This is a genomic window from Peptoclostridium acidaminophilum DSM 3953, assembly GCF_000597865.1.
GTDB lineage: Bacteria > Bacillota > Clostridia > Peptostreptococcales > Peptostreptococcaceae > Peptoclostridium_A > Peptoclostridium_A acidaminophilum.
The window spans coordinates 698,529-717,187 of the sequence record NZ_CP007452.1 but is presented as its reverse complement, the minus strand read 5'-3'; the positions used below and the strand labels follow the sequence as shown (position 1 = coordinate 717,187).

Genomic DNA, 18,659 nt, shown 5'->3' with positions numbered 1-18,659 from the left:
TTTGATTGAAACCACACAAAAATGGTTAATATAACTACAGGATAAAATATAATTATCGCAGCCGTTTTAACATGACTGCGGCACATCGGACAGGGACCTAATATGCAGGGGGGATGTTATCATGAAAATAAACAAGCTTTTGTCGCTTATGGTCGCGGGTATGCTGATTGCTACATCACTTGCTCCGGCGGCATATGCCGATCCGGGCAACAATTCAAACAATAAGAACAAGTCCATTTTTTCAAACTCCAGATTCAAGGACATTGACGATGACGATGTCAAGTGGGCAAAGAACTCCATAATAAGGATGACCGACAAGGGATTCCTTAAGGGTTATGGAAATGGATTTTTCCAGCCTAACAAACCCGTCACACAGCTCGAGGCAATAATAATGGCACTGAGAGTTGCCGGCGAAGAGCCTAAGGCCATTTCTTATGCCGATCTTATCAGCCTCGGCAAAAAGAACTTCAAATTCAAAAATCTAATAAGTCTCTGGGCAGAAGGCTATGTAGACCTTGCACTTGAGGAAGACATACTGGATGAAGACGATGTTCGAAATCTCAACTCTTCGGCCAAAAGATACGAAGTTGCAAAATACATGGTCAGAGCAATCGGGCTTGAAGATGATGCACAGGACAACATGGATGCAGATTTAGACTTTGAAGACGATGAAAATGTTCCTGATGGCTACGAGGGATATGTATACGTGGCCATAGACAGAGGAATCATGACCGTATATCCTAACGGCATGTTCCTTCCAAACAAGCCTGTCACAAGGGCAGAAATGTCTATAATAATGGATAGGATAGACGGGCATGGAGATTATGACACCGATTATGAAAAATTCACAGGCGAAGTCGTCTCGATAGACAGACAGGACCGCGAAATCACGCTTGAAATCAGAGGGAATGACAGGACATTTGATCTTGCAAGCACTGTGTATGTCATGTTTGACGACACGAGAGGGAGCCTCAGCGACATAGAGGTGGGCGACGACGTTAAAATCACTGTGAACGACGATGACAAGGTTATAAGGATAGATGTAGACAGAGATCTTGAAGACGTCGACACCTATAACGGCAGAGTTCTGGCTATAGATGAGGATGATGTTAGACTTCTGATAGGAGGCAGCGAGAGAACATTTGACGTAGACGCCGATGTCGATGTCGTATTCGACGACAGAGACGGAGATGTTGACGACATCATAAAAGGCGACTGGGTTAAAATATACGTTGACTCTGATGATGACGTAATAAAAGTGGAGCTCACAAGGGATATTGAGGATTTTGACACTTATGACGGTGAAGTCACTTATGTCGACTCCGACGAGATAACCATACAGGACGGCTCTACTGAAAGAAACTTTGACTTTGACGGCGATGTTCAGGTGTTCTTTGATGACGATGAGATGGGTGACGTTGACGACATAGACGATGGCGACGACGTTGAGCTTATAGTCAATGAAGATGACGATGTAGTTACTGTAATAGTAGACAAGGAACTATAGCTTGATTTTTATGCAGCTCCCGGAGCCATTACTGGTCTGGGAGCTGTAAATTCTCACTAGGGCTTCATTTTAAAAAACAAATATTTATTTAATGAAAAAAGAGACAGATAAATGCCTGGATCACCGTATTCTTTGGCGTAAACAATTAAACGCATGTTATTTTAAGGAGGGATTTGTATGAAAACAAAAAAACTTATAGCCCTGACCGTATCAGCGCTCATGGCCACAACAGCATTTGCTCCTTCGGCATTTGCGGCTCCCAAAAACGTCAATGTTAACAAGACTTTTGCAATTTCAAATATTTCTTTCAACGATGTTGATGATGTGCCTTGGGCAAAAAACTCAATTGCGAACATGGCTCAAAAAGGCATACTGAAAGGCTATGGCAATGGCATTTTCCAGCCTAACAAGCCTGTAACTCAACTTGAAGCCATAATCATGTCTCTGAGGGTAACCGGAGAAGAAGTAGAGGCCATTTCATACAAGGAAATGATTGAAAACGGCTCCAAAAATTTCAAGTTTAAAGATCTGGTCAGCTCATGGGCTCAAGGTTATGTTGAGCTTGCTCTTGATGAAGAAATAATCGACGAGGAAGATGTGAAAAACCTCAATTCTGCAGCCAAGAGATACGAAGTTGCCAAATACATGGTAAGAGCTCTTGATCTTGAAGATGAGGCAATTGAGAGCATGGATGAGGACATCGACTTTGAGGATGCCGACAGCATACCAGAGGGATATGAAGGTTATGTTTATATAGCTGTTGACCGCGGGATTATGAAGGGCTATCCAAACGGAATGTTCCTTCCTAACAAGCCGGTTACAAGAGCTGAGATGTCAGTATTGCTCGAGAGGATAGACGAGGACGGCAATATAATAGACGATGACAGTGATATTGATGACACTGAAAAATATGAAGGCGAAGTCGTATCTATAGACAGCGATAAAATAACACTCTCTATTGACGATGAAGATGAAACTTTCGATATTGACGAGGATGTTGAAGTAATATTTGAAGATGATGCGGAAGGTGACATCGATGACATCGAAGAAGGTGACGAAGTTGAAATAACAGTCAACGAAGATGAAGATGTTATAAAAATCGAGGTTGATGACGAGCTTGAAGAGCTTGACGCTTACAACGGCAGAGTTCTTGCAATAGATGAGGATGAAGTTACTCTTCTAGTTGGCAGCAATGAAAAGACATATGATATAGACGAAGATGTTGAAATCATATTTGAAGATGACGAAGATGGAACAGTTGACGATGTAATAAAGGGCGACAGAGTCAAGATATATGTCGATGAAGATGATATGGTAGTGAAAATCGAGCTTTCAAGAGAACTTGAGGATTTCGACTACTATGACGGCGAAGTTGATGCAGTAGACGAGGACGAAATAACAATAATCGACGGCTCTACTGAAAGAACTTTCGATGTTGACAATAACGTTCAGGTATTCTTCAATGACGATGAAATGGGCGACGTTGAAGATATCGATACTGGCGACGACGTTGAACTGATAGTTGATGAAGACGATGAAGTTGTAACTATAATTGTCGACAAGGATCTATAAGAAAAATCACAATTTTTCTGCTAAGTACTTCAGGCTCCCGGACTCTGGTCCGGGAGTTTTTTGTTAAAATCATCCCGGGAAGTATATATATAGTATATATTTGAAAATATAAGCTCAAAAAGGTACAATTAACTTCTGGTTTTTCGTATTATATTTTAAGAGGCGGTGAAACCTTGGCTATTTTGAATTTTTTCAGAAAAAAAGACGAACCAATTGAATATAGGATAAAAAAAGCACAAGATGGGGATAGCCTGGAGCGCGAAAATATAATAAGCGAATACCTGCCCTTTATAATAAAGACAATAACCAAGATCACCCACAAATATGTGGAAACCGAAAACGACGAGGAATACAGCATAGCGCTGGAAGCCTTCAACGAGGCTATAGACAAGTATGATGCCAGCCGCGGAAACTTCATAGCGTTTGCTCAACTCATAATAAGAAGCCGTATAATAGATCATCTGCGAAAGCCGACTCATCAGACAATACCAATAGATGCGGAAGACAAAAATTGCATTGATCCCGGCCGTATTGCAAGCAATGAAGACTTTGTTGGCGGCTTGGAATTAAGCAATGAAATCGATATTTTCAAAAATCGCCTGCTGGAATTTGGCATAACCTTGAGCCAGCTTGTAGATGAAGCGCCAAGACGAAGCGATGCGCGGCACAATTCTATAAAAATAGCAAGGTTAATACTCGACAATGAATCGCTTAAAGCTGAGTTTTACAGAAAAAAAGCCGTACCCGCAGCCAAGATAGCCGGCATGTTGAACATATCGAGCAAGACCGTGCAAAGAAACAAGAAACTGATTATCGCAGCCGTAATAGCACTAGACAACGACCTTGAGGATATAAGGGAATATGTGCTTTTGGCTGAAAGGAGGCTTTCACTTGATACACAAAGGTATTGTAATGGATGTACAAAAGAGTCATGTAATGGTGATGAGTGAGGATTTCGAATATTTTAAAATAAAGCCTTTGAAATGCTCAAAGGGCAGCAATATATTTTTTACAGACGATGACATTATAAGGCTTTCTGGCGGCATGCGCCGATTTATTGCCTCATCTGTAGCTGCAGTGCTTATCATTGCATCCCTATTTGGACTCTCTGGAGGATTTGGATCCCCCTACTCCTATGCAGCCATATTGACACTTGATGACGGCGCCAGCGTGGAGTTTCTGCTCGATAAAGATATGAAAGTAAAGGATATCAAATCAAATTCTCAGGCAACTGAGGATATTACAAAAGATAAGTACCTAGGTCTTGCCATAGAGCATGCCGTGGAATCGCTTGCTGAATATTCTATTCAAGATTCAGAGGCGAACACCATAATCGTGTCTGTAATTCCTCTTAAAAACAAACACGCCAGTAATGAAACCTCAATAAAGAGCGCTATTTACGAACAGCTTCTCAATGACACTGAAATCGAAAATCTAAATATTGTATATGTAAAATCAAGCAGTAAAAATTACAAGAATGCCAAGCACAGCGGAATTAGCGTGCTCGAATACGAGCTTAAAGCAAGCAAAGCCGAAGATGCTTCAACTGCTCCGGAATACAAATCCCTTGGCTTTGAAGTCATAAGCAAAGAAAATGGCCAAGATACTGGAGAATCGTCCAGGACAGCAAATCCAGCTGCTTCTGAAAATGCCGGAAGATCGTCCGAGAACGTCCCTGCAGCAAAAAATGCTCAGCCGGGGAGCAAGTCAGGCAACTCAAAATCAAATACCCAAGATACAGGCAGCGGCTCAGTAGACAGCAATCAAAAGAATTCTAACGGCAAAACTAATAATACAAACAACGGTAATAAAAAATAAAACTAATGAGCAGGAAAGAATATCCTGCTCATTTTGCGTTTAAGGGACTAACCTTCCACTTGTTCTGATTTTTGCTTTGGTTGACTTGCTTATATAGAAAGAGTATACTGAGTACATATGAACATTCATTCACGTGACATTTCTTATCGGAGGGATTACTTTGGATAAAAACATTGAGCTTTGCAGCACCACCCTTATTCACGAGGAGATTGTGGCTGCAGTAAAAGATAAAATGCCCCAGGAGCACACTTTTTATGAGCTTTCTGAATTTTTCAAGGTGTTTGCCGATATGACCAGGATAAAGATTCTCCACGCGCTCTCGTGCTCTGAAATGTGCGTATGCGACATAGCAGCCCTGCTTGGAGCAACCCACTCCGCAGTATCGCATCAGCTTCGCATACTCAAGCAGGCCAGACTTGTCAAGTTCAGGAAAGATGGCAAGGTTGTATACTATTCACTTGACGATGAGCACATAAAGAGCATATTCGATTGCGGCCTTTCGCACATATCTGAAAAATAGCAGCAAAATGCCCGGCAGCGCCGGGCATTTTAATTTGACTCATTGAAATTCTATTTGATTATTCGTTATTCTTTTACAATATCAGCATTGTCAAAGTATATAAATCCAAGCGGCGATACTCTTACATCCTTTACGTATGATTTAAACATCATTGGATTTGTGTAATAGTAAACCGGCATTACTATCTGATCTGCCATCATCATTTCTTCAGCTTGATGCATCATCTGGAATCTCTTTCCCTGATCACTTTCCTTCTTTGCACTGCTTATCAGCGCGTCAAATTCGGCGTTTTCCCATTGCGGATGGTTGTTTCCGCTATTAGATATGAACAGATCCAGGAACGTCATTGGGTCCGCATAGTCAGCCGACCATCCGTCCCTTGCTATCATATATTCACCTTTGGTTATTGTGTCTTGAAACACCTGCCACTCCTGGTTTGAAAGTTCTACATTTATGCCCAGATTTTGCTTCCACATCTCCTGAATCGCTTCAGCAACCTTCTTGTGGTTTTCATCGGTATTGTATATAATCTCTAGCGTATTGAGGCCTTCGCCGTTGGGATAACCTGCCTCTGCAAGCAGCTGTTTTGCCCTGTCTATCTGTGCAGTCTCAGTAATTCCGTAATTTCCGCCGATCTCTCTGAAGTCGTTTCCACTGCTATCCTTTATTCCAGACGGCACAAAACCTGTTGCAGCAGTTTCTCCGCCTTGAGTAATAACCCGAGTTATGGATTTTCTATCTATTGCAAGTGAAAGAGCCTGCCTGACCTTACGATTGTTCATGGGCTCTACATTTACATTAAAAGAATAGAAGTATATTCCGAGGTTGGGAAATATCTTGAATTCAGTTTTATTTTCCTTCTGCAGTTTTGCTATCTGTTCTCTGGGCACTCCGTAAAGCCCATCTACATATCCGGACTCAAATGAAGCCATTGCAGTGGCTTTTTCTTCCATGAAATAATAGTCTATCCCATCGAGTTTTACACGTTTTGCATCATAGTATTTCTCGTTCTTCTCAAAAGAAAATACGTCCGCCTGTTCCAGTTTTACAGCCTTGTAAGGTCCATTTGATATATATGTTTCAGGCTCCAGAGCCCATTTGTCTCCATACTTTTCAATCACATCCTGTCTTACAGGAAAATAAGTCGGGTATGCAGTAAGTTCAATAAAATAGGGAACAGGACCTTCCAGCTTGACCTCAAGAGTCTTATCATCGACAGCCTTTACACCGACTTCATCCGCTCCAACTTGCTTGCCATTGAATTTTTCCCCGTTTTTCAAGTAGAACATCTGGTATGCATAATCGGAAGCTGTAGCCGAATCAAGAACTCTCTTCCAAGAATATTCGAAGTCCTTGGCTGTTACAGGCTCTCCATCAGACCATTGTGCGTCTCTAATATGGAATGTGTATGTAAGTCCATCTTCAGAAACCTCGTATTTTTCAGCCATCCCAGGAATTGCCTTATCATTTTCATCTAGTCTCATAAGACCTTCGAAGGCATTCACTATTATTATCCCCCCATCTATCGAGATATTGAGAGTTGGATCAATAGTTTTTGTAGGGCTTGAAAGGTTATAACGCATTATTTTCTCGTCACCGCCTGCTTTCTCCTTGATGCCGCATCCTACAAACGACATCATTATAAGCATGGCTGCAAGAATGAGCGAAATGATTTTTTTCATTGCCATTACCTCCAGTTTTTTATATAACATGTTCCGGTAAAATCCAGAAACCTGTTTGTCGATTCTGTTCCATAGTATATTTATAGCACTTTTCAATAGGTTTATCTATTATTTCGACAATTCTATTGATTGTTTCTATCTGTCAATAAGGTGGCACGCCACGCAGTGTCCCGCTCCGACATCCCTTAGCACAGGCTCCGCTTCCTTACATATGTCCATAGCATATCTGCACCTGCTCCTGAATCTGCAGCCTAACGGCGGATTCAGCGGAGATGGCACGTCGCCTTCAAGTATTATCCTGCTGCTTTTCTTTGCAGAGTCCGGGTCGGCTACTGGAATCGCCGAAAGCAACGCCTGAGTATAAGGGTGCTGTGGCTTGTAATAGAGCTCATCGCTCCCTGCAATCTCCACAAGCTTTCCAAGATACATTACCCCTATCCTGTCTGATATGTGCTTTACCATCGAAAGATCGTGCGCTATGAACAGGTATGTAAGCCCCCTCTTGTCCTTAAGGTCCTCGAGCATGTTTACAACCTGAGCCTGTATTGAAACGTCAAGCGCCGATATGGGTTCGTCTGCTATTATGAAGTCCGGCTCCACTGCAAGCGCCCTGGCTATTCCCACACGCTGCCTTTGGCCGCCTGAAAACTCGTGCGGATACCTGTTGGCATGGTCTCCGCTGAGGCCTACAGTTTCAAGCAGATTGTGAATTCTATCCATTCTTTCATTGCCCTTTGCTATTCCGTGAATGTCGAGCGGCTCGCCTATAATGTCTCCTACTGTCATCCTGGAGTTGAGCGACGCATATGGGTCCTGGAATATCATCTGCATCCTTTTTCTGTATGGCAGGAGCTGCTTTTGGCTGAGCTTGCCTATGTCCTGGCCGTCAAAAATTATCTGGCCCGCTGTGGGCTCGTAGAGCCTTATTATAGTTCTTCCCGTTGTTGATTTTCCGCAGCCGGACTCTCCGACAAGCCCGAGAGTCTCGCCCTTTTTCATGGTGAATGTCACATCGTCTACTGCCTGAACATTGCCTGTCTTCGAACCCAGAAAGCCCTGCTTTACAGGGAAGTATTTTTTTAAGCCACTAATCTCTAAAAGGTTTTTTGATCCATTTGCCATGCTACCTAACCTCCCCTTCTGCTGAACACGCCAAGCCGCTCTTTGGGGCATCTGGGTGCAGCAGCCAGCATGCAGCCCTGTGTCCCTGTGCCACAAAGTTATATTCAGGCATATTCTGCATGCATATTCTCATGGCGCTGTCACATCTTGATGCGAACGGACAGCCTTTTGGAGGATTCAAAAGATCCGGCGGCGAGCCTGGTATAGGACAAAGCCTTTCCTTATCGCCCTTTTGAGTTATCTTTGGTATGGATTTAATAAGTCCGTGCGTATATGGATGCTTCGCCCTGTAGAATATGTCATCTGCCGAGCCTTCCTCCATGATAAGCCCGCCGTACATTACTATTATCCGGCTGCAAAGGTCGGCCACTACTCCAAGGTCGTGTGTTATGAGTATTATCGACGTATTGAGCCTGTCCTTTAAGTCCTTCATAAGCTCGAGTATCTGGGCCTGTATTGTCACATCAAGCGCCGTTGTCGGCTCGTCGGCTATGAGCAGCTTGGGCTCGCACGAGAGCGCCATGGCTATCATGGCTCTTTGCCTCATACCGCCTGAAAACTCGTGCGGATAGTTGTCTATCCTTTTCTCCGGGGATGGTATGCCGACAAGCCTTAGCATCTCTACAGCTTTTTTCCTGGCATCGCTCTTTGAAAGCTTCTGGTGCTTTACTATGGCTTCTACAATCTGATTTCCAACCGTATACACCGGATTGAGCGAGGTCATTGGATCCTGAAATATCATGCTTATTTCGTTGCCCCTTATGCTCTGCATATCCTTTTCGGCCTTTTGCATGATGTCCTCGCCTCTAAAGAATATCTCCCCGCCGATCACCTTGCCGGGCTTTTGAAGCAGCCTCACAATCGACATTGAGGTTACTGTTTTGCCGCTTCCTGACTCGCCTACTATGCCCAGGGCTTCGCCTTTGTCTATGTGAAAATCTACTCCTCTTATTGCCTTCACCTCTCCGACATGCGTGAAAAACGATGTCTTGAGACCTTTAACGTCTAACAATCTATCTGACATGCTGGTTCCTCCCAAATTCTATTTACGCATACGCGGATCCAGTGCGTCCCTGAGTCCGTCTCCCAAAAAGTTGAACGCCAGCATAGTAACAGATATGGCAAGCGCAGGGAAAAACATAAGGTGCGGAAAAATGCCAAGGCTTGCGAGTGAGTCATTTGCAAGCACACCCCATGAAGCCATAGGCGCTGAAACCCCAAGCCCTATGAACGATAGGAATGCCTCCGTAAATATTGCTGTCGGTATCGACATGGTCAGCGTCACTATTATTGGCCCCATCGTGTTTGGTATCAGATGCCTGATGAGTATCCTCAAATCGCTTGCCCCAAGTGTCTTGGCCGCCATCACATATTCCTGCTCCTTGAGCGAGAGTATCTGCCCTCTTACTATGCGGGCCATGCCTATCCAGTATACAAGGCCAAGAGCTATGAGTATGCTGCCAAGCCCCCCCTTTCCGAATACAACCATAAGTAGTATGACGTACAGCATGAGCGGTATTGTATAGAGTATATCTATTGCTCTCATCATTATGTTATCTATTTTACCCCCGAAGTAGCCTGATATTCCTCCGTAGAGCACACCTATTACAAGATTGATTACAGAAGCCACAAGCCCTACCGTGAGCGAAATCCTAGCTCCATACAGTACCCTCACAAAAAGGTCCCTGCCGTGGGCATCTGTTCCGAACCAGTGCTGCGCGCTTGGCAGCTGATTCGCCATCATAAGGTTCTGGTCAGAATACGAATATTTAGATAAATACGGCCCCAACACCGCAGTTATAAGCAGCAACACAAGAAAATATGCAGATCCCATTGCAACTTTGTTTGCCTTGAATATTCTCCAGACATCCTGCCAATAGGTCATGGAAGGTCTGGCTATTCTCTCAGAATCCTTCTCCTCTTTGCTGACAAGCGCCCACATGGAATCGCTTTTCAAATCCTTGTTTTCAACCGACATAATAACACCTCTTCGCACTATTCTTGTTTATATTATTCTCAGTCAAGCTTTATTCTCGGGTCAATCAGAGCATATATTATGTCGACTGCCAGTATCATCACAACAAGGAAAGCCGCATAGAATATTGTGACTCCCATTATCAGCGTATAGTCTCTGTTGCTTATGCTCTCGACAAAGAATCTTCCAAGGCCCGGCACCGCAAAAATCTTTTCTATTACGAATGAACCTGTCATTATTCCCGCAGCAATCGGACCTATATATGACACTACCGGTATGAGCGCATTCCTGAGCGCGTGTTTGAAAACAACGACCTTTTCGCTGAGACCTTTAGCTCTTGCCGTTCTTATATAATCCTGCGATATTACCTCCAGCATGCTTGAACGCGTAAGCCTTGCAACAAAGGCCATGGAATAGGCAGCCAGTGCAATGCCAGGCATTATCATCTGGTCTGGTCTCCCCCATCTTGCTGGCGGCAGCCAGCCCAGCTGGACGCTAAATACGTATATCATAACGGCAGAAATTATAAAGCTAGGTATCGTTACCCCCACTATGGCCAGGAACATTACTGCGCTGTCCACCCATGTTCCCTGCTTTAAGGCTGCGGCTATCCCCATCGGTATTCCCGCAAGCAGTATAAGCCCCAGGGCTATTCCTCCAAGCTGCGCCGAAACAGGGAATCTGTCGGCTATGATATCACTTACATTCTGCCCCTTGAGCTTGAATGAAGGACCGAAATCTCCCTTTGTAACGCCAAGCAGATAGTCTATGTACTGCTTGTGCAGTGGATCGTTCAGATGGTATTTCTCTTCAAGAGCCTTTTCTATGGCCTCGGGAAGCTTCTTTTCGCTTGCAAAAGGCCCTCCCGGTATGGCATGCATAAGGAAAAATGTCACGGTGATGATCAGGAAAATAGTCACGACCATCGATACGATTCTGCTTAATATAAACCTTGCCACTAGCAACACCCCCTCTTCTTTTTCTGAGCAAAAAATAATAAAGGCGCCTTCCTTTAATTTTTACATATCACGATACATAAAAATCCACTTTATTTCATTACAAAAAAGACAGGCAAATAATACTCCTGTCTTTTTTGTCTGTTTTCTGTTAAATTAAAACTGCCTGGCTGCTATTTGCTTTGAATAATCTCCATTATCAGCTTGTTTGCAAGCTGCGGATTGGCTTTTCCCTTGCTTTCCTTCATAACCTGTCCCACAAGGAATCCGAGCGCCTTATCCTTGCCATTTTTGAAATCCTCTATAGACTGAGGATTCCTGCCAAGCACATCCTCTACTATGTTCTTGATTGCATCCTCATCCTGTATCTGGACAAGGCCTTGTTCCTTTATGATGTCCTCCGGCTTTTTGCCCAGCTCGAACATTTCTCTGAACACCTTCTTGCCCGCGTTGTTGTTTATTGTTCCAGATGCTATAAGCTCCAGAAGCTTTGCAAAATCCTGTTTTTCAAACTTGAGCGCCGAAAGGGCAACCTCTTCCTCATTGACCCTTCTTAGAAGCTCTGTCATAATCCAGTTGCTCACAAGCTTTGGATTGTCTATAAGCTTTAGCATGTCCTCGAAGTAGTTTGACACTTCCTTTGATGCAGTAAGCACCTTGGCATCGTATTCTGGTATTTCATACTCCGCCATAAGCCTTGCCCTCTTTGCGTCAGGAAGCTCGGGCAGCTGGCTCCTTACCTTGTTTATGAACTCATCGTCGAGAACTATGTCGACTACGTCCGGCTCAGGGAAATACCTGTAGTCGTCCGCGGTCTCCTTGCTCCTCATCGATATTGTGATGTTTTGTACATCGTCCCATCTTCTCGTTTCCTTCTTGCTGTCCTCACCCTTTTCAAGCAGTTCAATGTGCCTTTGCTGCTCGTACTCTGCGGCCTTGAACGCAGCCTTGAACGAGTTTAGGTTTTTTATCTCGACTATCTTGGTTCTGACTCCGTCATCCCTTACCACGTTGACGTTTATGTCGCACCTTAGAGAGCCTTGCTCCATCTTGACGTCCGAAATCTCAGTAAACAGGAGCGTCTCCTTTAGCTTTTCAAGGAAGCTCAAAGCCTGGGCAGGCGAGTTCATGTCGGGATATGTAACTATCTCGATGAGGGGCACGCCTGATCTGTTGTAGTCAAGCAGTGTGTCGCCATGAGTATCGTGCATTGATTTTCCCGTATCCTCTTCTATGTGTATCCTCTGTATTCTTATCTTTTTCTTGTCGCCTTCCTCGTCTGTTATGTCTATATAGCCGTCTGTGCATAGCGGTATATCGTATTGGGATATCTGGTATGCCTTCACAAGGTCGGGATAGAAATAGTTTTTCCTGTCCATTTTTGAACGCCTTGTAATTTCGCAGTTCAGAGCCATTCCAGCCATTGATGCATATTCGAGCACCTTTTCGTTTAGAACAGGCAGAGCTCCTGGCAGTCCAAGACATACCGGGCAGCAGCATGTATTAACATCTGCGCCGAATTCATTCTTGCAGCCGCAGAATATCTTGCTCTTTGTTGAAAGCTCGCAGTGTATCTCAAGCCCTATTAGAGTAGTATATTTCAAAGCATTCACCTCCTATATGTCAGCCTTTAAATTTTTGAATCCGCTTACATTTTCATACGCTTTCGCAAGCCTCAGTATGCCTGCTTCGTCGAAATGCTTGCCTATTATCTGCATTCCTATTGGCATGCCGTTCGAGTCAAGCCCGCATGGAATCGAAAGGCCTGGAAGGCCAGCCATGTTTACCGGTATCGTGCACAGGTCCTCCATATACATAGACAGCGGATCTCCTATCTTCTCTCCCAGCTTGTATGCCGTGTTAGGCGCGGTAGGGGTTATTATTGCATCATACTTTTCATATGCGTTCATGAAGTCGTTCTTTATAAGAGTTCTCACCTTGAGCGCCTTTTTGTAGTAAGCATCGTAGTATCCGGCGCTGAGTGCGTATGTTCCAATCATTATCCTTCTTTTTACCTCTTCACCGAAGCCTTCGCTTCTTGTCCTCTTGTAAAGCTCCTCGAGGGTCTCGAAATCGCCTGTCCTGAAGCCGTATCTTATGCCGTCATATCTTGCAAGGTTAGAGCTGGCCTCACACGGAGCTATTATATAATATGTCTCTATGCTGTACTTGAGGTTGGGCATTGATATTTCTTCCCACTCAACGCCTTGCTCCTTGAGCTTTTCAAGAGCGGCCACTATTGCATTTTTCACATCCTGATTGACGCCCTCGCCCAGAAGCTCCTTTGGCACTCCGACTTTCATTCCCTTTACGTTACCTGAAAGCTCGCCTGCATAGTCAGGCACTGGAACATCAACACTCGTTCCGTCCATTCTGTCCTTGCCTGCCATATGTGAAAGCACCATGGCGCAATCTTCAACATCCCTTGAAAAAATACCTATCTGATCGAGCGACGAACCGAACGCCACAAGTCCATATCTTGATATCCTGCCGTATGTAGGCTTGAGGCCCACTATTCCCGTAAATGATGCCGGCTCCCTTACCGAGCCGCCAGTGTCAGAACCCAGAGCGTAGAACACCTGACGTCCTGCGACAGAAGCAGCCGAACCGCCCGAAGAACCGCCTGGAACTCTTGAAGTATCCCATGGATTCCTTGTAGGCTTGAATGCCGAGTTTTCTGTCGAGCCTCCCATTGCAAACTCATCAAGATTCGTTTTTCCAACAAGCACGGCGCCTTTCTCAAAGAGCTTGTCAACTACGGTCGCATTGTACGGCGGAACGAAGTTTTCCAACATTTTTGACGCACATGTAGTTTTTATGCCCTTTGTGCATATGTTGTCCTTTATAGCCATTGGTATTCCGGCTATGTCGGATAGCGCTTCTCCAGAAGCTCTCTTTTCATCGACTGCCTTAGCCTGGGCTAGCGCAAGCTCATCTGTTATGCTAAGGAATGAATCAAGTTTCGGCTCTATGTCCTTTGTTCTTTCTATGCTGGCTTTTGTGAGCTCATATGCGCTTATTTCTCCATTTTTTAACATGCTCGAAACCTGAGCAAGGCTCAAATCGTATATATTCAAAGTTTTCACCCGCCTTATTATTCTAGTACTTTTGGCACTTTGAAGCATCCCATTTCACTGTCAGGAGCATTCATAAGCACGTCTTCTCTTGGCATTGACAAGGTTATAGCATCATCTCTGAATGCGTTGAAGCTGTTGTTTGTATTGTAAGTTATGTCTACATTTTCAGTATTGACGCTTTGAAGATTTTCCACGTATGAAAGTATGCTGTTTATCTTTTCCATGTACCCCTGGACTTCCTCATCCTTTATCTCTAGTCTCGAGAGATGGGCTATGTGGGCAATGACATCCTTATCTATCATTATTTCACTCCTCCCTTTTGTTAAATAACCTAACATTAAAAATTATACCTTTTTTAAGCCTAATAATCCAGTTGCTCGGGACATCTTTCTAGTTACAGCTTAATTTGCTTTCTATGAAATCCATATCAGCTTCAGACATTCCGTATATTATGTATACCTCTTTGTCTATTGCCTTTTGAATGCGCCATGAAAGCTCACTTTCGCCTTCTCGCAAGTCCAAATCCATAAGTTGCTGCACATATTGGCATATTCTAGACATTGCCTGCTCGCCTGCCACCTTTATTGGGATACGCGAGAGCGGCTTTTGATAAAGCTCAAGATAGCAGCCCTTTCGCTTTCCCCTAAAGTGCAGCCAAAAATGCATCAGATTGCTGTTGAGTATCCCCAATATATACCTTGAATCCATTCTGAAGTCGGAGATGTAGTATACATCGGCACTGGCATACCACGGGCAATTGTTGTAGCCGAATGTTGGCCTTTTGGCCCTCTGGGGAGAAACTATCTTTTCGCCTTCGAACATGATTTGATTCCTTGGCCAGTGGAGGCTATACCAAGGAATCGCGCCGCTTTTGGCCTCTCTTCTCGCTTTGAGTATCTCCCTGAACCTTGAAAGATGCTTCCTGACATCCGCGTACTCGTCTATTATCGTATGCTTGTCGGCATATATTATATAAAGTCTATCAGATTCCGGCGCTTTATTCTCGTCTGTGGCGTATCTTCTTATGTTAGGAGATTTGTAAAACGGTTTGATTATGCCGCTGCCTGGATTCAAGCCCAGCTTATCAATTTCATGCTGCCTCAGCACGAATATACCATCGCCTTCTGATACAACTTCTGCAGAATCTGCCGCCGCATTCTGAAGCAGCTTCATGTTTCTTGGGCTGACTCTGTCCGCGCCGGATACTATCCCCTGATTAATGCTTGAAATGTCTCCCAGCACGAGTTCCGACTGCGCATTTATTTTGTCTGTAATCTCTCTAGCCTTGGGATCCATGAAAAGAAACATGCCGTTTTCGTCCCTTATAAAATCGGACTTGCACACATTCGTCTCGAAAAGGCTTTCATCGCCTGCGTCTATCGCGCTTAAAAGCCCTTCTATCTTCCCTTTCGAGGTGCTTACGCTGACATGCTTGAAACTCTTCTGCGCAAGCTCTTTTTCAATTATGAATATCATGTTGTGCTGTCCCGTAGCCTTGCTGAAAAGCTTGAAATCGTTGAAATCAATAACAAGCCTGAACCTGCAGGTGCTTGAAATCTTGTCTCTTAGCTTCGCGGCGCAGTCGGCCATAGTCCAATAGCTTGTAGTCACAAAGCATATGATGCCGCCCCGACCAGCCAGGTCTATTGACTTTTCTATGAAGTAATAGAAATAATCCATTCCCTTTTCATAATACCGATTTCCAAACTCGCTCTTTTTGACACTGTCAAAGAGTTGCTTGTTGCCCTTCTCTCCGATATATGGAGGATTTCCTGCTATTATGTCAAAATCAGTCTCAGCGTATTCCCATAAGAAATCGGCGCAGCTGACATTTGTATCCAAGTCATGCAGGCCCGTATATATTTTTGCCCTCAGCTTTGATATTCGAACAGCCCGCATGTCAATGTCAACTGCAAACAGGTTATTGTTGAAAATCCATCTGCAGGCTTTTTTATACTCAAATTCAGGATCGTACACCCTGTGAAGCCTCAGAAGCTCCCTGAAAAACGCAAGCATGAATGCCCCGCAGCCGCACGACGGATCAAGCACTCTTATCCCCATTATCCTCTCGAGCATGTCCTCCCTTGATGTCTCTCCTGTATACTCAATCACTGCCCTTCGTGCCATGAATCCGGCAAGTATCTCATCCGTATAGACTACTCCTTTTGATTCATCAGCACTGCCAGACAAGGAGTTCTCGAAAATCCGGGATAGAATTACAGTTTTGTCCTCGGCTTCGACTTCAGCTGGACTCTGCTGGCCTATCTGTTCGGACAGCGCCCCTGCAAGTTCCTCTGTATTTTCCTTTTCTGCGGCACTTACCATGTTTTTTAAATTTTCCAAAAAATCAATCCGCATTTTATCCATATATACTCTTGAGCCTTTCAAGCACGGCTTCCTTGGAGCCAAGTTGCAGCAGTTCCTTGAAGGCTTCTTCCGATAACACCTTTACTCCTAGTGTAACCGCCTTGTCCAGCTTAGAGCCCGCATCCTCACCGGCCAGCACAAAATCGGTATTCTTGCTTACACTCGATACCGCCTTACCGCCCTGCGATTCTATTATCTCCTTGGCCTCTTCCCTTGTCATTTCAGGAAGCTTGCCTGTGAGTACAATTTTGAGGCCTTCGAGCAAGCCTCCAGCTGCAGGCTTTGCGGCCTTTTGGCTTTTCATATTCACCCCGGCAGCCCTTAGCTTTTCAACCAGCATGAGATTTCTTTCATTCTGGAAGTACTCTACTACGCTCTCGGCCGTTCTTGGGCCAAACTCCTCAAGCTGCGCTATTTCTTCATATCCGGCCTGTATGAGCTCATCGAGGCTTTCATAGTTTTGCGAGAGTATCTTGGCCGCCTTCGCGCCTATGAACTTTATTCCCAGCCCGAATATAAGCCTGTTGAGGTCGTTTGACTTGGATTTTTCAATTGCGCTTATCAGATTCTGAGCTGACTTTTCCCCCATCCTCTCGAGAGGAATAAGCTGCTCCTTGCCCAGCATGTAAAGGTCTGCAATATCCGATATGAGCCCCGAATTCAAAAGCAGCGTCACTATTGATTCTCCGAGCCCGTCTATGTTCATAGCGTCCCTTGAAACAAAGTGTATTATTCCCCTTCTTATCTGTGCCGGACATGAAACGTTGGTGCACCTGAGCGCCGATTCGCCTTCAAGCCTCATAGTCCTGTAGCCGCACGCCGGACACACCATTGGCATTGAGAACTCTCGCTCAGTTCCAGTCCTCTCCTCTGTCAGCACCATTACAACCTCGGGTATTACGTCCCCTGCCTTTTGGATAATAACGCTGTCGCCTATCTTTATTCCCTTTTCCCTTATGAAGTCCTCGTTGTGAAGCGTGGCCCTCGATACCGTTGAGCCTGCAACTCTCACCGGTTCAAGCACAGCAGTCGGCGTAATGGCTCCCGTCCTGCCCACCTGCACTATTATGTCCACCAGCCTTGTCTTTTTCTGCTCTGCCGGAAACTTGTAGGCAACCGCCCACCTCGGGCTTTTTTCTGTTGCTCCGAGCAGCTCCCTTTGCTCAAGGCTGTTGACCTTTACTACTATGCCGTCTATTTCATAGTCGAGCTCGTCCCTATGCTCACTCCAGTATTCTATGTACTCCGCAACCTCCTGAATGCTTTTGCATACCTTGTTTTGAGGATTTACCTTGCAGCCTATTCCGGACAGAAACTCCAGCGAATCACTATGACTGTGTATGCCTTCGCCGACTTCATTTTCCATATTGAAAATGAAAATGTCGAGAGGCCTTTTTGCTGTAACTTTTGGATCAAGCTGCCTTAGCGAGCCGGCCGCCGCGTTTCTTGGGTTTGCAAACAGCGGAAGATCATTTTCCTCCTGCTCTACATTGAGCTCCTCGAACCTTTCCTTCGGGATGAAAACCTCGCCTCTTACGGTGACGCTTATATCCTTTTTAAGCCTTAGCGGTATGCTCCTGATTGTCTTTAAATTTTCCGTTACGTTCTCTCCCACCGTGCCGTCACCCCTTGTGGCACCGGTTTTCAAAATGCCGTCTTCATATGTAAGGCTCACTGAAAGTCCGTCAATTTTGAATTCGACCACGTACTCTACATTCTCGCCGGCAGATACCCTTACTCTCCTGTCGAAGTCATAAAGCTCCTCAGTTGAAAATGCATTCGAAAGACTGAGCATGGGATTTAGGTGGACTACCTTTTCAAATTTTTCAAGAGCCCTGCCTCCCACTCTCTGAGTCGGGGAATCCGGCCGCCTCAATTCTGGATTCTCATTTTCAAGCTCGATTAGCTCCTTCATCAGCTTATCGTATTCAAGGTCTGATATTTCAGGTTTGTCATACACATAATACATCTCATTGTGGTGGTTAATCTGCTTTATAAGCTCATCTATTCTAGTTTTAACATATTTAATATCCATAGCTTCCTGCCTTTCATCTGTACAAATC

The 18,659-nt window shown here is 44.6% G+C and carries 15 protein-coding genes; 5 read left to right on the top strand and 10 right to left on the bottom strand.

Features of this window, described 5'->3' with window-relative positions:
* Positions 1-121: 121 nt before the first annotated feature.
* From EAL2_RS03635 to EAL2_RS03615, 5 genes are all read left to right on the top strand, one after another.
* A complete protein-coding gene (locus EAL2_RS03635; RefSeq protein WP_025435060.1) occupies positions 122-1,507 on the top strand; it encodes an S-layer homology domain-containing protein in 1,386 nt (461 codons plus the stop codon).
* Between the two features lie 177 nt (positions 1,508-1,684).
* Positions 1,685-3,079: an S-layer homology domain-containing protein gene (locus tag EAL2_RS03630; RefSeq protein WP_025435059.1), complete on the top strand. Its 1,395-nt coding sequence runs from the start codon at positions 1,685-1,687 to the stop codon at positions 3,077-3,079.
* A 182-nt stretch (positions 3,080-3,261) separates the two neighbouring features.
* Positions 3,262-4,029, top strand: a complete 768-nt coding sequence (locus tag EAL2_RS03625) for a sigma-70 family RNA polymerase sigma factor (RefSeq protein ID WP_207641145.1) — start codon at positions 3,262-3,264, stop codon at positions 4,027-4,029.
* A complete protein-coding gene (locus EAL2_RS03620; protein ID WP_025435057.1) occupies positions 3,971-4,897 on the top strand; it encodes an anti-sigma-I factor RsgI family protein in 927 nt (308 codons plus the stop codon). Before EAL2_RS03625 ends, EAL2_RS03620 begins: the two co-directional genes overlap by 59 nt.
* A 160-nt stretch (positions 4,898-5,057) precedes the next feature.
* Positions 5,058-5,417, top strand: coding sequence for an ArsR/SmtB family transcription factor (locus tag EAL2_RS03615; protein ID WP_025435056.1), 360 nt, complete (start codon positions 5,058-5,060; stop codon positions 5,415-5,417).
* 65 nt (positions 5,418-5,482) lie between these two features.
* Here EAL2_RS03615 and EAL2_RS03610 read toward each other — a convergent pair whose 3' ends face one another.
* The 10 genes from EAL2_RS03610 to ligA form a co-directional block, all read right to left on the bottom strand.
* Positions 5,483-7,099, bottom strand: a complete 1,617-nt coding sequence (locus EAL2_RS03610) for a peptide ABC transporter substrate-binding protein (protein ID WP_025435055.1) — start codon at positions 7,097-7,099, stop codon at positions 5,483-5,485.
* 135 nt (positions 7,100-7,234) lie between these two features.
* Complete coding sequence (locus EAL2_RS03605) at positions 7,235-8,221, bottom strand: ABC transporter ATP-binding protein (RefSeq protein WP_025435054.1); 987 nt, start codon at positions 8,219-8,221, stop codon at positions 7,235-7,237.
* Between the two features lies 1 nt (position 8,222).
* Positions 8,223-9,245 (bottom strand): ABC transporter ATP-binding protein, encoded by a 1,023-nt coding sequence (locus tag EAL2_RS03600; protein ID WP_025435053.1) that lies wholly within the window; start codon positions 9,243-9,245, stop codon positions 8,223-8,225.
* A gap of 18 nt (positions 9,246-9,263) precedes the next feature.
* Positions 9,264-10,199 carry an ABC transporter permease gene (locus EAL2_RS03595; protein WP_025435052.1) on the bottom strand — a complete coding sequence of 312 codons (936 nt, stop codon included), beginning with the start codon at positions 10,197-10,199 and terminating at the stop codon, positions 9,264-9,266.
* Positions 10,200-10,237: 38 nt separating this feature from the next.
* Positions 10,238-11,155: an ABC transporter permease gene (locus EAL2_RS03590; RefSeq protein ID WP_025435051.1), complete on the bottom strand. Its 918-nt coding sequence runs from the start codon at positions 11,153-11,155 to the stop codon at positions 10,238-10,240.
* Positions 11,156-11,325: 170 nt separating this feature from the next.
* Positions 11,326-12,756 (bottom strand): Asp-tRNA(Asn)/Glu-tRNA(Gln) amidotransferase subunit GatB, encoded by a 1,431-nt coding sequence (gatB, locus tag EAL2_RS03585; RefSeq protein WP_025435050.1) that lies wholly within the window; start codon positions 12,754-12,756, stop codon positions 11,326-11,328.
* A gap of 12 nt (positions 12,757-12,768) precedes the next feature.
* Entirely contained in the window at positions 12,769-14,238 is a 1,470-nt protein-coding gene (gene gatA / locus EAL2_RS03580; RefSeq protein WP_334292062.1) for an Asp-tRNA(Asn)/Glu-tRNA(Gln) amidotransferase subunit GatA, read from the bottom strand.
* Between the two features lie 8 nt (positions 14,239-14,246).
* On the bottom strand, positions 14,247-14,531 hold the full coding sequence (gatC, locus tag EAL2_RS03575; RefSeq protein WP_051489073.1) for an Asp-tRNA(Asn)/Glu-tRNA(Gln) amidotransferase subunit GatC: 285 nt from the start codon (positions 14,529-14,531) through the stop codon (positions 14,247-14,249).
* An 88-nt stretch (positions 14,532-14,619) separates the two neighbouring features.
* On the bottom strand, positions 14,620-16,554 hold the full coding sequence (locus EAL2_RS03570) for an Eco57I restriction-modification methylase domain-containing protein (protein ID WP_207641144.1): 1,935 nt from the start codon (positions 16,552-16,554) through the stop codon (positions 14,620-14,622).
* Between the two features lie 34 nt (positions 16,555-16,588).
* A complete protein-coding gene (gene ligA, locus EAL2_RS03565; protein WP_025435046.1) occupies positions 16,589-18,631 on the bottom strand; it encodes an NAD-dependent DNA ligase LigA in 2,043 nt (680 codons plus the stop codon).
* Positions 18,632-18,659: the final 28 nt, after the last annotated feature.

Bases quoted from the DNA above. Each gene is read 5' to 3' on its own strand.
- EAL2_RS03630 (WP_025435059.1), top strand. From the start codon at position 1,685: ATGAAAACAAAAAAACTTATAGCCCTGACCGTATCAGCGCTCATGGCC.
- EAL2_RS03610 (WP_025435055.1), bottom strand. From the start codon at position 7,099: ATGAAAAAAATCATTTCGCTCATTCTTGCAGCCATGCTTATAATGATG.
- ligA (WP_025435046.1), bottom strand. From the start codon at position 18,631: ATGGATATTAAATATGTTAAAACTAGAATAGATGAGCTTATAAAGCAG.
- gatC (WP_051489073.1), bottom strand. From the start codon at position 14,531: ATGATAGATAAGGATGTCATTGCCCACATAGCCCATCTCTCGAGACTA.
- EAL2_RS03600 (WP_025435053.1), bottom strand. From the start codon at position 9,245: ATGTCAGATAGATTGTTAGACGTTAAAGGTCTCAAGACATCGTTTTTC.
- EAL2_RS03605 (WP_025435054.1), bottom strand. From the start codon at position 8,221: ATGGCAAATGGATCAAAAAACCTTTTAGAGATTAGTGGCTTAAAAAAA.
- EAL2_RS03635 (WP_025435060.1), top strand. From the start codon at position 122: ATGAAAATAAACAAGCTTTTGTCGCTTATGGTCGCGGGTATGCTGATT.
- EAL2_RS03595 (WP_025435052.1), bottom strand. From the start codon at position 10,199: ATGTCGGTTGAAAACAAGGATTTGAAAAGCGATTCCATGTGGGCGCTT.
- EAL2_RS03570 (WP_207641144.1), bottom strand. From the start codon at position 16,554: ATGGTAAGTGCCGCAGAAAAGGAAAATACAGAGGAACTTGCAGGGGCG.